Below are 12,245 nucleotides of genomic sequence, written 5' to 3'. Positions count from 1 at the left end.
TAGTCTAACGGATTGATGGGCTAAATGTAACCAGTTGGTTATCACTTTGCGGCATATCCTGAGGGATTTCTCAGCCTTATTGCAATGAAGTGTGCAGTGAAGTTGCAATATATAGCAATGGTGACCATAAGAATTGCTGACAAATGCCTTTTATGCAGCAATTATTACTTTTCCCTGTATCGGGAAAGCTAAAATTCAGTAAAAACAGAGTTAACAATAAATTTACAATCTGCCTTATCTAGTGATAAGGAATGAACAGATGCTGTTACCGAATGAGACAATACGACCTCAGCTTGATGCGACCCAAAATGCAGACTGTGTGGTAATGGTGCCGCCAAAAGAGTTTCGCTTTAATGAAGAAACCGCGCGTGACAACGAATTTCAGAATCAGATCGCCCTCTCTCAGGAAGAGGTGAGAAGCAAAACATTGGCCGAGTTCCGAGCAATGGTGAGCAAACTTCGTCAGGAAGGGGTGCAAGTGGTCGAGTTTGACTACCCTGAATCGGACATTGCGACCCCCGATGCGGTATTCCCCAACAACTGGTTTAGCACCACGGCGGAAGGGGGCTTTTATACCTTCCCGATGGCGTGTGAAAACCGCCGCGAAGAAGTGCGCCCACAAGCTTTGATTGAAGCACTGACGGCTGCTGGCCGCGAAGTGCATCGCCAAGATTCGTTGACCGATTACGTGACGGAAGAGGCGTTCTTAGAAAGCACAGGCGTGATGGTGATTGACCATCTGAATCGCACCATTTATGCCGCATTGTCGCAGCGTTGTGATCGCCTCGTATTGGAAGAGTACGCCAAACGCATCGGTTACGAGCGTGTGATCTCCTTCCAAACCCTGTTGCCATCGGGAAAACCGATTTACCACACCAACGTAATGATGGCGATTGGTGAGCAATTTTGTGTGATTTGCGATGAAGTGATCCCGGAATTTGAGCGTCGTTTCGTATTGAAATCACTGGCCAAAGACAAGCAGGTGATCTCCATTTCTATTGAGCAGATGAACCGTTTTTGCGGCAACATACTGCAATTGGAAACCGTCAATGGCAGCAAAGTGATCGCCATGTCGCAATCGGCTTATGATGCGTTTTCAGAAGCGCAGCGCAATCAACTGGCAACGCACGGTAAGCTGCTGCCGTTTGACGTGACGACCATTGAAGACATTGGCGGCGGTTCAGTACGCTGCATGCTTGGGGAAGTCTTTTTACCCAAACGCAAAGCGGTGTTGTAACGACGCTGTTCCGCCATGAAATACACGTTATCATGAGCGAAAAAGGGAGATGGCTACATCTCCCTTTTTTCTTAGGAAGGGATTGTTTACGCACTCATGATTTGGGCAAATTTGCTGTATGTGCTGACTTTGCCATTAATGTATTCAATGCCGCAGTGAATGTTCTGCTCTTTGTTTCCTACGATTTGATACTCGACAATAAACTCGCCACTGATCACCTTGATAAACAAAAAACCGTCTATGACTTTCCAAAGTCCCTGAAGGGCTTTTTCACTGAAGAGATCTTTTTCCACCAACGTGCCATTGGGTCTGAGATGTAATGTGGAAGAAAAGCCGTCGACATTCACTTTTAACCAAGCGTGTTGATGCACTTCATAGCTCAGAATTTTGCGGCGAGTTTTCGCCCACTCACGCAGCTCTTTTTCTTGCGCAGGGGTAAGAATGGGGAGGTCTTCCATCTCCAATAAGGTGTGATGTTTTTCGTACCAGAACAGTTGTAGATGGAGTAATTTCATTAAAATCAACAGAGTTTCATAAGGCGTGATCGCCACTGTGCGCTAAGCAAAATAGTAAGTCAACCAATCAGATGAAAGAGTGCAGTTTTCTACGGGGGGCAAAACTGCACGTTCCCAGAGTGGGAAAAATCGGCGCTCACTCCATGAACGCCGAAACAGAAAAACGATATTAGGGTCTGTTGGTCTTTTGAGATGATTTTTGCCGCCGTTTGTGGCGTTGAACTAAGCGGCAAACAACCGAGGTAAATCTGCGTGGTCACAAGCTCGGTTTAAGCGTTGCTGCGCAGTATGAATGTGCGCACGCCAATCTTCGTCTTGCGCCCACATTTCTATCACCAATGGCACCACACAGTCGGTCTCTTTTAAGGTTTTAAAGATCGCATCAAAGTTCACTTCGCCATCTCCAATCACTAAGTCTCTGAACTGCCCTTGCGAGTCAGGCGTCACGCGGTGCGTATCTTTGAGATGGATTTGTGTAATGTGGGGCTTACTCAGTTTCAGCTCGGTACACACATCGTAGTTCCAGCCCGAGATGTTGCCGACATCCGGATAAGCGGTGAAATACGGTGAGTTTACTTCACGATTGAGCACCTCAAACTTGCTGAGTGAATTCAGGTAGTCGGTATCCATGATTTCAACCGCCAGCATCACGCCAGCTCGCTCAGCCAGTTTGGCTGCCAGTTTCATCCCCTCAATAAAGCGCAGATGGGTAGCTCGATTCGCCGGTTCGTAGTAAACGTCGTAACCCGCCAACTGAATAGTGCGAATGCCGAGCTTATAAGCCAATGCAATGGCTTTTTCCATGTGCAGCAACGCTTGCTCACGGATTTTTGCGTCGGCCGAGCCAAATGGAAACTTGCGGTGCGCGCTTAAACACATGGAATGCAGCGGCAGTCCGTAGCGTTCGCATTGGTGACGCAATGCGTAGACAGTGGCGTCATCCCAATCAAGGCGGCTGCGTCGTTCGTCCGATTCATCCACAGAAATCTCGAGAAAGTCAAAACCAAGCTCTTTGGTGACGCTGAGTTTTTCTTCCCAGCTCAACGAGTTTGGCAGCGCTTTTTCATATAAACCGACGCGGTGGCGTTGTAAGTTCTGATACATACCTCCCCCTAATTCCAATAGCGGTTGATTTGTGCTTTGAGTGCTTCTGCGGTTTGCTGACCTTGTTCGCCTGCGAGTGCACGCCCAGCAATAAAGGTTTTTGCTTTGATGCCTTCAAACAGGTAGATATCTTCAGGCACGATGCCGCCAGTAATCGAAAGCTCAAGGCCCAGTTGAGAAAGCTGTCTCATTTTATTGAGGTCGGCTTCTGTCCAACCCACGCCGGCCAGTTCAGCGTCGCGAGAGCGGTGGTAAATCGCTTGAGTGATACCAAGATCTACCCACGCTTGCGCATCTTGCATGGTCCAGTTGCCATAGATCTCAATTTGGATTTCACCATTGAACTCGTCGGCGACTTTTTTACACGCTTCAATCGTCGCAATGTGCGCCGCTGCTGAAACCGTTATCCAATCGGCTCCGGCTTCAAAGGCCATGCGAGCCAAAATTGCGCCGCCGTCAGTGGTTTTCATGTCGCAGACCAGAATGTGATCCGGGTGGTTCTCACGCAATGTCGATACGGCGTTCATCCCTTCGGCAAACGCTAAAATGGTGCCGACTTCAATCACATCGACATAGCTGTGAACGTTGCTCGCCACGGCAATGGCATCGGTAAGATTGGTTTGATCGAGGGCGATTTGGATCATTGGTTTAGTCATGGTGCTTATCCTTGAATTTTTTCACGTATCAGACGGGCTAATCCGTCATGGTTGTTATCGGTTTCGCAAACCAAGCGAGCGTTAGCACGCACCGTCTCGTCTGCGTTATTCATGGCAACGCCTAATCCGGCGTAACGGAGCATGGAAATATCATTGTGGTTATCCCCCACGGCAATGACATGATTCGGGTGATAACCCAGCTCAGAAACGTATTCCGCCAGTCTTAAGCCTTTGCTGTTGCCTTTTGCTGCAAAGTCGATGCGATTCGACCAAGAGCGTTCGCCGTTAAATTTTGCGTTGACCCATGGGTTCTCGAGTAAGCGTTCAACCGAGCTTGGCAGCCCTTCCACCACAAATTTCCAGACATATTCCGTGTCACGAACTTGATCGCTGAATGAGTCGATTTTGTAGATCTTCGGCTGGTGGTGTATCGGGGCCGTTTTGGCCCACTTTTCCAACGCTTCCATATAGTGAATAGGGTTGTAGTTGGAGTAGGTCATCGCATCGGTCACGTACATCACCATCTTGACCTGAAACTCTTTCGCCAGCGCGATGAAGGTCAGTGCGTCTTCTTTGTTGATTGAGTTGTGTTTCAATACTTGGTCATTGTGGTAGTCATAGACATAAGTGCCGTTGCAGCAGATGATCGGCGTGGTCAAGCCCAGTTCATCGTAGTACGGACGCGCCGCAGTATGATGGCGTCCAGTAACGATCAGCACGTGACACTTATGTTTTGCCTCCATAATCGCGCTTTTTACTTCCGGATGAATGCTGTGATCATCGGTGAGCACGGTTCCGTCTAAATCTAACGCAAGCACTTTGTACATCTTGTTACCTCTGTCCGTAGTAGGCATTTTCACCGTGCTTACGCAGGTAATGTTTGTCTGACAGTTCTGGCTGGATCTTGATGCCGCTGTTGAGCGAGCGAGTGGCGAGAGCCATGGCCGAAATCTCTTCCAGTACCACTGCGTTGTGCACCGCATCATCGGCATTGCTACCCCAAGAGAAAGGTGCATGACCTGCGACAATCACGCTTGGGACAGCCACTGGATCGATGCGACGATGACGAAACTCTTCCACAATCACTAACCCGGTATTCTTCTCGTACTCTTGCGCAATCTCGCTTTGCGACAGTTTTCGCGTGCAAGGAATGTCGCCATAAAAATAGTCGGCATGAGTGGTACCGAGTGCCGGAATGTCGATCCCTGCTTGTGCCCAAATCGTTGCGCTGCGTGAGTGGGTATGAACCACGCCGCCAACGTCTGGAAACGCTTTGTAGATTTCGAGATGCGTCGCGGTATCGCTGGATGGGTTCAGGTTGCCCTCAATGATGTTGCCATCGAGATCAACAACAACGATGTGCTCTACCCGCATTCCCTCATACTCAACGCCTGATGGCTTAATCGCGATCACGCCGCGTTCACGGTCAATCTCAGAGACATTGCCCCAAGTAAAAGTGACCAAACCGTATTTGGGCAGTTTGAGGTTGGCTTCGAGCACGCGTTGTTTCAGTTCGCTATACATGATTCCTCCTTAGGCTGTCATAGCCAGAGCGTCATCTATGACGTTGAAGACATCGCTGAGGCTGCGGCAGCGGCGAAGTTTATCCAGATCAACGCCAGTGTCGCTCTCTTCGTCATCCAAGACCTGGGTCACTTCCATTAGCCCTTCCATGTGTTCGTCAGAAGAGCTGCCCGCGAGAGTGATCAGCACATCGACAGGTTCGTCTTCACCTTCGAAGTAGATGGGTGTTTCTAGGGTCACGAGTGCGAAAGCGGTGCGATTTACGCCGTTTTCTGGACGTGCGTGTGGCAAGGCGAGGTTAGGCGCGATGCAGATGTAAGGGCCGAGCTCTTCAACGCTGCTGATGATCGCGTCATGGTAGCAAGGCTCAATCGCGCCAGAGGCAATCAGCATATCTGTGCCAATCTTGATCGCGTCGCGCCAGTTAGACGCTTGTGCTTGCAACTTGATTGAGTTGTTCTCGATCAGTGATTGTTTTAATCCCATTGTTCTATCTCCAGGTTGGGTGCCAGCTTTACTGGCACCTCGTTTGTTATAAGTAATTGAGTAACTAAGCTTATTAAGTAACTAAAGCTTATTGAGTCATTAGGGTTATTTAGCCGAGACAAAGTTCTTGTTGATGATGTCGAGCAGCTCATCGCCAAACGAATTCGGGTTCAGCATGTTTTGCACCCCAAGAACAAATTTGCCTTCGCCAGGTTCCATCTCAGCAGACAAGTGCTTAGAGGAGACGATGATGTCGGTGCTGGCCAGTTTCGACTTGTAGTCAGAGACGGCGCATGAATCCATCACATGAGGAATGCCTTTTTTCTCTAGATATTTGCCGATCTTCATCTTCATCATCATCGAGGAGCCTTGACCGTTACCACACACCGCAAGAATGCTGACCGGGCGTACACCATCACTGGCTTTGATGGCTTGTTCTACCGCTTCAATGACGTCAGGCTCTTCACTGACCACGACCGTGCCTTGCGCATCTTCTTCTGCGCGCAGCTTGCGTGATGCAAAGAACATATAAACCAGAGAGAGGCCAACCAAGACAAAGAAGAACATTTTTGATGCAGAGAGACCTTGCATGATCGGTGGGAAGACCAGTGCCCAGTCTGCCATCCCCATCCAACCGTTGAATTCGGTGCCTTGTTGGTTAAAGAGGTGGATAGCCCAAGCGGAGCCGACGACTTCGATAATGCCCATCACGAAACAGATCTTCATCACCGCTTTCCAGCCACCGAAGTGGTTGGCAAAAACACCGATGGTCGCGTTGGAGAAGAACATTGGGATAAAGCCTGGGATGATCATGATAGGCGCATCGAAGGCCAACATGGCCAGCACGGCGGTAAATTGACCTACGGCACCCCACATGAAACCAAACACCATCGCGTTAGGAGAGAAGGCGTAAATAGCAGCACAGTCAATCGCCAGTACGGCATTGGGGATGACCCGTTCAGAAATGCCTTTAAACGCTTCAGACAGCTCCGCCACGAACATGCGCACACCTGCAACGATGACTTGAATAGCAACCGCAAATTTCAAACCGGTTTCGAGAATGTAGATGCTCCAGTGGGTGCCGCCCGCCATGGCTTGCAGGTTATCCAAACCAAAAGACAATAAAATGATGCCGAAGAAGACGGTCATGACGATAGCGGTTGCCGCGATACTGTCGTGGAAAATGTGCAGCCATTTCGGCAGTTCTAGATGATCGACGCTGTCATTTTTGTCACCCAGTTTGGGGGCCACTTTGGTGGCGATCCAAGAGGCCACTTGTTGTTGGTGACCAATCGAGAAGCCTGCGCCACCCGTCACTTCCTCCGTGGGTTTAAACATGATGTTGGATGAAATCCCCCAGTAGAGCGCCATCAGCACTGCCGAGTAGATGATGGTTTCCCACATGCTTGTACCAAGCACAAAGTAGAACACCGCAATCAAGCCCGCTTGCTGGAACATGATGTGACCAGTCAGCATGATGGTGCGGATCCCCGTGTAGCGACGGAACAGCACTAAAAGAATGTTGATACCCAGTGCAAGCAGCACCGTGTAGCCAACCCAAGAATAGTTGTCGCCCATGGTTTCCATGGTGGACATCATCGATGTGTAGGGATCGATGACAGAACCCGTTAGTCCATGAAACTCAGAAAGTTTGGAAATCACAGGTTTAAAGCCAGCGACGAGGGTACCCGCCCCAACTTGAACCAGCATGAAACCGACGATCGTTTTGATCGAACCTTTGATGATGGTGGTGGTGTCTCTTCTTAGCAGCCAGTAGCCAATTAATGTCACTAAGCCCAGTAGCAACGGGGCTTTGGTCATGACTTGGCTGTAAAAAATATAGAAGATGTCGTATAAGAACTCCATATCTTTACCCCTTGGTGGATTTGTATTTGTAATCGTTTGTAGGTCAGAGAGGATTCCTTTGTAGGGTAAGAATCTACTCAGTTATTGCTCACGAAATAAACTTTAACAATCAAAAGTAATCATGCAATGCTCATTTGTGATTATTTTGATTTTTGTCAATTTCGCCGCTTGGAAAAGACAATAAATGGTATTTCGATCACGCTGAAAAACACAAATTCCTTTAAATACAGTAACTTAATAAAATTTGTGATGAATTCGAGATTTTATGAATACCTTGATTTGACAATCAAGAGCGTGATTAATAGAATCAAAATAAATCACAGGTAATCACCATGTAATCACTAGATAGACATTTCGGTGAATTTGAATTGAATAAGGTGATAGTTATGAATGAAGTGCAAAGGCACAACGGCATTCTCTCTCTGCTTGAAGAAAATCAGACGATTAACGTTGCGCACATCATTGAACGTTTTAATGTGTCGCCAGCGACGGCGCGACGCGACATTTCGAAGTTAGATGAGCTAGGCAAGTTACGCAAAGTACGTAATGGCGCAGAGCGTGTTGAAGCGAAAAAGAGAAAGTGGTCACCACTGAACATCAATAGCACTGAGCATTATGAAGAAAAGTCGCTCATTGCCATGCAAGCGGCGGAGCTCTGCCAACCGGGCGACAGTGTGGTGATCAACTGCGGTTCGACGGCATTCCTGCTTGGGCAAAGGCTCTGTGGTCAGGATGTGCAAATTGTGACGAACTACTTTCCTTTGGCCAGCTATTTAATCAACGAAGATCATGACGACGTGATCATCATTGGTGGCCAATACAATCGCTCGCAAAACATCTTTCTTAATCCTGCGCCGAACTCGTTAGGCGGTTATGCGGGCAACTGGATGTTTACGTCTGGTAAAGGCCTGACGGAAGCGGGGTTATACAAAGCCGATATGCTGACCGCGGTCGCAGAGCAACAAATGCTAGAGCAAATCGACAAGTTAGTGGTGGTGGTCGATAGCTCGAAAGTGGGGCAGCGTACAGGCATGCTGTTCTGCCCAGCAGAGAAAATTGACATTTTGATCACCGGTAAAAGCGCGAATCCCGATGTCATCAAAGCGATAGAAGCAAAAGGGACGAAGGTCATTTTGGTGTAACGCGACCTCGTTTCTTTCTCAAATCACGAACACAATTCTGCTCAGTGCCTTAATCACCATTAAGGCGCTTGGCTCCCTACATCCTAAATTTAATAAAAGTTGTGAAACAAGAAGGTGTTGCTATGAGTAAAGTAAATGAAATTACACGCGAGTCATGGATCCTAAGTACCTTTCCTGAATGGGGAACTTGGCTGAACGAAGAGATCGAAAATACAGTAGTAGAGCCGAATACATTCTCCATGTGGTGGCTGGGTTGTACTGGTATCTGGTTGAAAAGTGAGGGTAACACGAATATTTCCATCGATTTTTGGTGTGGAACGGGCAAAAAAACGCAAAAGAACGCCTTTATGAAAAACCAGCACCAAATGATGCGCATGGGAGGCGTGGAAGCACTGCAACCGAACTTACGTACAGCAATCTTCCCGCTTGATCCTTTTGCGATTAAAGAGATTGATGCCGTGTTGGCATCTCATGATCATGGTGATCATATTGACGTGAATGTCGCGGCGGCGGTGCTGCAAAACTGTGGTGAACACGTGAAGTTTATCGGCCCGCAAGCGTGTGTTGATCTTTGGATGGGATGGGGCGTGCCAGAAGATCGCTGTATCGTGGCCAAAGTCGGCGATGTGCTTGAAGTGGGCGATATGAAAATTCGTATCCTCGATTCGTTTGACCGCACAGCACTTGTGACCCTTCCTGAAGGCGTCTCTTCTTACGATAAAGAGATCTTAGATGGAATGGATAAACGTGCGGTGAACTACCTGATTGAAACCAGCGGTGGCTCCGTTTACCACTCGGGTGACTCTCATTACTCCAACTACTACGCAGCGCACGGCAATGAATACCAAATCGATGTGGCTTTATTGTCTTTTGGTGAAAACCCACGTGGTGTGACCGACAAAATGACCTCATCCGATATTCTACGTGCAGCGGAGTCGTTAGATTGTGAAGTCGTGGTGCCATTCCATCACGATATTTGGGCAAACTTCCAGAACGATCCGCGTGAGATTGAAGTGCTATGGAACATGAAAAAAGACCGCTTACAATACAAGTTTGCGCCGTTTTTCTGGCAAGTCGGTGGTAAGTACACCTTCCCAACCGATAAAGGCCGTATGCATTACCAACACTTCCGTGGCTTCAGTGACATCTTTAAAAATGAACCTGAGCTGCCTTACAAAGCGTTCCTCTAAGCAATACAAACAAAGGGAGATGGCCACATCTCCCTTTTCGTTCACTCACACATGCAAAGCGGTGTAATCTGTATAACCTCGTTCATCGCCGCCAAACAGGGTTGCTCCATCCAGTTCTGCCAGAGGTTGTTGGTGCTTTAAGCGTGCCACCAAATCTGGGTTAGAGACAAAGGGGCGGCCAAAGGCCACTAAATCCGCATAGCCTTTCTCAAGTACCTCATCGGCTCTTGCTTGGGTGTAGCTGCCCGCAACGATGATGGTGTTGGTGAAGTATTCGCGCAGTTCTATGCGGAAACTTTCTGGAATCTCGGGTGCATCTTCCCAATCCGCTTCAGAAAGATGCAGATAAGCGATATCACGAGCTTGCAGTTGTTTTGAGGCTTCAAGAATGGTCGGCACGATGACGGGGCAGTTCATGTCTTTAAAAGTGATAAAGGGTGCGAGCCTGACCCCTACTTTGTCGGCGCCGATGGCTTGGCTCACTGCATCAACCACTTGTAATAAAAAACGAATGCGGTTTTCGCGTGAACCGCCGTACTGGTCTGCGCGGTGGTTGGAGTTGGTGCGTAAAAACTGGTCAATCAAATAACCGTTGCCGCCGTGGATCTCCACCCCGTCAAAACCCGCTTCAATCGCGCGTTTAGCGGCGTAGGCAAAATCACTAACAACACGGTCAATATCATCTTGGGACATTGCTCGAGGCTCAACGCAATCGACCATATTGCCGTTGCCTTGCTCATCGGCAATCCACACTTTAGTCTCCACCGGAGCAAGCGCAGACGGTGCGATGGGCTGTTCACCTTTTTGGAACACTGGGTGCGATACTCGGCCTACATGCCAAAGCTGGCAGAACATGGCGGCGCCTAGCGATTTCACCGCTTGAGTGACACTCTTCCAACCGGCCACTTGTTCATCGGTATAAACGCCGGGTGTGAACGAGTAGCCTTGTGAATCATCGGAAATCTGGGTCGCTTCAGAGATGATCAATCCCGCGCTTGCGCGCTGCTTGTAGTAAGTCGCCATCATTGCGTTGGGAATATTACCCGGTTGACTGGTGCGGGCTCGGGTCATCGGCGCCATCACCACACGGTTTTGCAGATCAAGGTGTTTTAATTGAGTTGGTTCAAACAGTTTGCTCATGATCGGTTCCTTATTTAAGTAGCGGTACGTGGGTTTTGTCGCTGACAGATTCCATCCAATCTTTCACAACGCTGTCCCATTGGATTTCTGCGGCACTGGAGAAGCCGCGTAAAATAGAAAACACAATCGCCTCATCAACCAAAGTGGCGTGCTGGTAAGAATCGAGATTCAACACACTTTTCGCACGTTCGATGAGCGCTTCTACCTCTGTGGCAATGTTTGGTGTGTCTTGCAGAAGTGCATCAAAATTGAGTGCGTCAGTTTCCTTTTTCATCCGCCAAGCTTGGCGTGCAGACTGAGTGGCAAACTCTGGCAAATCCATATGTGACCAACGTGGGTAGCCGATTTTTTGCAGTGGAAGAAAGGCGCTTCGCTGCCAATCCAGCACCGATTCAGACGGTTGATGGCTTTCTGACGATTGAGCGAGCTCGATAAAGTAAGCGATGATGTCCAAGCTTTCCGCGAGAGCTTGGCCGTCATTTTTTAGTAACAGCGGCACTTGTTTAGCCCCAATCAGATCGTTGGTGGTCGTGTCATCGTCGTAAGCGAGGTTTATGATCTCAAGTGGGATGTTGAGCATGCCCGCCACGTAGCGAACGCGAGCACAAAATGGGCAGTGTTGATAGATATAGAGTTTCATGTTTGTGTCCTAAAGAATATTGAGTGAATGTGGCCTAACCCAGCAGTGCGCCGCCATCGACATCAATGACGGTGCCGGTCATATAGCTGTTTTGAATGGCAAACAGATAGGCCATCGCGATGTCGCTGGCTTCACCGACTTTGCCAACGGGTAAATGGCTTTGTGTTCGTTGATACATGGCATCGCGGTCGTCGGCATTCATGCCTTTGTACGCCTCGGTTTTGGTTAAACCGGGGCTGATGGCGTTGACGCGGATCGGTGCCAGTTCTTTTGCCAAGACTTTCGTTGTGGCTTCAATGGCCGCATTGATGGCGGCTTTCACATAGGTGTTCGCCACCACTTTGCGTGACAACATGCCGGAGGTGAGAGTGATCGAGCCACCTTGTTTGAGGTAGCGAGCGCCATGTTTCGCAGCGAGCACGGCACCCCAGAATTTGGTATCAAAGGCATATTTGGCTTGGGTAACTTCAACATCCACGACCTTACCTGCTGGCGCGTATGAGCCCGCAGTGACGATTAGGTGGTCAAAAGCCCCGATAGTTTCGAAGTAGTGATACACCGATTTTTCATCGCTGATGTCGAGGCCAGTTTGGCGGCTGGCGACATGCACGATGGTGTGATCACTTTCCAGCTGTTTTGCCAACTCGGCGCCAATGCCGGAGGTGCCACCGAGCACCACATAAACGGTTTTGTCTGATCCCATCATTGTTCTCCCATTCGTTTCGATGGGCTCAGTATATTGATT

The 12,245-nt window shown here is 48.8% G+C and carries 13 protein-coding genes; 3 read left to right on the top strand and 10 right to left on the bottom strand.

Annotated features, from left to right (window positions below):
- Positions 1–259 precede the first annotated feature (259 nt).
- The gene (locus PQQ36_RS05255; protein ID WP_015728428.1) at positions 260–1,237 is read left to right on the top strand and encodes an arginine deiminase-related protein; all 978 of its coding nucleotides are present in this window, start codon (positions 260–262) and stop codon (positions 1,235–1,237) included.
- 86 nt (positions 1,238–1,323) lie between these two features.
- Here the strand turns inward: PQQ36_RS05255 and PQQ36_RS05250 are convergent, their stop codons facing one another.
- The 7 genes from PQQ36_RS05250 to PQQ36_RS05220 form a co-directional block, all read right to left on the bottom strand.
- Positions 1,324–1,752, bottom strand: a complete 429-nt coding sequence (locus PQQ36_RS05250; protein ID WP_040111258.1) for a hypothetical protein — start codon at positions 1,750–1,752, stop codon at positions 1,324–1,326.
- A gap of 222 nt (positions 1,753–1,974) precedes the next feature.
- Entirely contained in the window at positions 1,975–2,856 is an 882-nt protein-coding gene (locus PQQ36_RS05245) for an L-ribulose-5-phosphate 3-epimerase (protein ID WP_011152806.1), read from the bottom strand.
- Positions 2,857–2,864: 8 nt separating this feature from the next.
- On the bottom strand, positions 2,865–3,512 hold the full coding sequence (locus tag PQQ36_RS05240) for a 3-keto-L-gulonate-6-phosphate decarboxylase UlaD (protein WP_011081984.1): 648 nt from the start codon (positions 3,510–3,512) through the stop codon (positions 2,865–2,867).
- Between the two features lie 5 nt (positions 3,513–3,517).
- Entirely contained in the window at positions 3,518–4,339 is an 822-nt protein-coding gene (locus PQQ36_RS05235; RefSeq protein ID WP_273660523.1) for a Cof-type HAD-IIB family hydrolase, read from the bottom strand.
- 4 nt (positions 4,340–4,343) lie between these two features.
- A complete protein-coding gene (locus tag PQQ36_RS05230) occupies positions 4,344–5,036 on the bottom strand; it encodes an L-ribulose-5-phosphate 4-epimerase (RefSeq protein ID WP_273660522.1) in 693 nt (230 codons plus the stop codon).
- Between the two features lie 9 nt (positions 5,037–5,045).
- The gene (locus tag PQQ36_RS05225) at positions 5,046–5,522 is read right to left on the bottom strand and encodes a PTS sugar transporter subunit IIA (protein WP_011081981.1); all 477 of its coding nucleotides are present in this window, start codon (positions 5,520–5,522) and stop codon (positions 5,046–5,048) included.
- A gap of 105 nt (positions 5,523–5,627) precedes the next feature.
- Positions 5,628–7,388, bottom strand: coding sequence for a PTS ascorbate-specific subunit IIBC (locus PQQ36_RS05220; protein ID WP_011152803.1), 1,761 nt, complete (start codon positions 7,386–7,388; stop codon positions 5,628–5,630).
- 386 nt (positions 7,389–7,774) lie between these two features.
- Here PQQ36_RS05220 and ulaR point away from each other — a divergent pair, with 386 nt between their 5' ends.
- Together ulaR and ulaG are read left to right on the top strand one after the other, a co-directional pair.
- Positions 7,775–8,530 (top strand): HTH-type transcriptional regulator UlaR, encoded by a 756-nt coding sequence (gene ulaR / locus PQQ36_RS05215; protein WP_011081979.1) that lies wholly within the window; start codon positions 7,775–7,777, stop codon positions 8,528–8,530.
- Positions 8,531–8,652: 122 nt separating this feature from the next.
- Positions 8,653–9,720 carry an L-ascorbate 6-phosphate lactonase gene (gene ulaG, locus PQQ36_RS05210; RefSeq protein WP_011081978.1) on the top strand — a complete coding sequence of 356 codons (1,068 nt, stop codon included), beginning with the start codon at positions 8,653–8,655 and terminating at the stop codon, positions 9,718–9,720.
- Between the two features lie 45 nt (positions 9,721–9,765).
- Here the strand turns inward: ulaG and PQQ36_RS05205 are convergent, their stop codons facing one another.
- The 3 genes from PQQ36_RS05205 to PQQ36_RS05195 are packed head-to-tail and all read right to left on the bottom strand — an operon-like array spanning position 9,766 to position 12,203.
- Positions 9,766–10,860, bottom strand: coding sequence for an alkene reductase (locus tag PQQ36_RS05205; protein WP_273660521.1), 1,095 nt, complete (start codon positions 10,858–10,860; stop codon positions 9,766–9,768).
- A 10-nt stretch (positions 10,861–10,870) separates the two neighbouring features.
- Entirely contained in the window at positions 10,871–11,500 is a 630-nt protein-coding gene (locus PQQ36_RS05200) for a GrxB family glutaredoxin (protein WP_130246814.1), read from the bottom strand.
- Positions 11,501–11,534: 34 nt separating this feature from the next.
- Positions 11,535–12,203, bottom strand: coding sequence for an SDR family oxidoreductase (locus PQQ36_RS05195; protein WP_043921190.1), 669 nt, complete (start codon positions 12,201–12,203; stop codon positions 11,535–11,537).
- Positions 12,204–12,245: the final 42 nt, after the last annotated feature.

Source organism: Vibrio sp. CCUG 15886 (assembly GCF_028570825.1).
Classification (GTDB): Bacteria; Pseudomonadota; Gammaproteobacteria; order Enterobacterales; family Vibrionaceae; genus Vibrio; species Vibrio vulnificus_B.
This window is presented reverse-complemented; position numbering and strand designations above follow the sequence as displayed.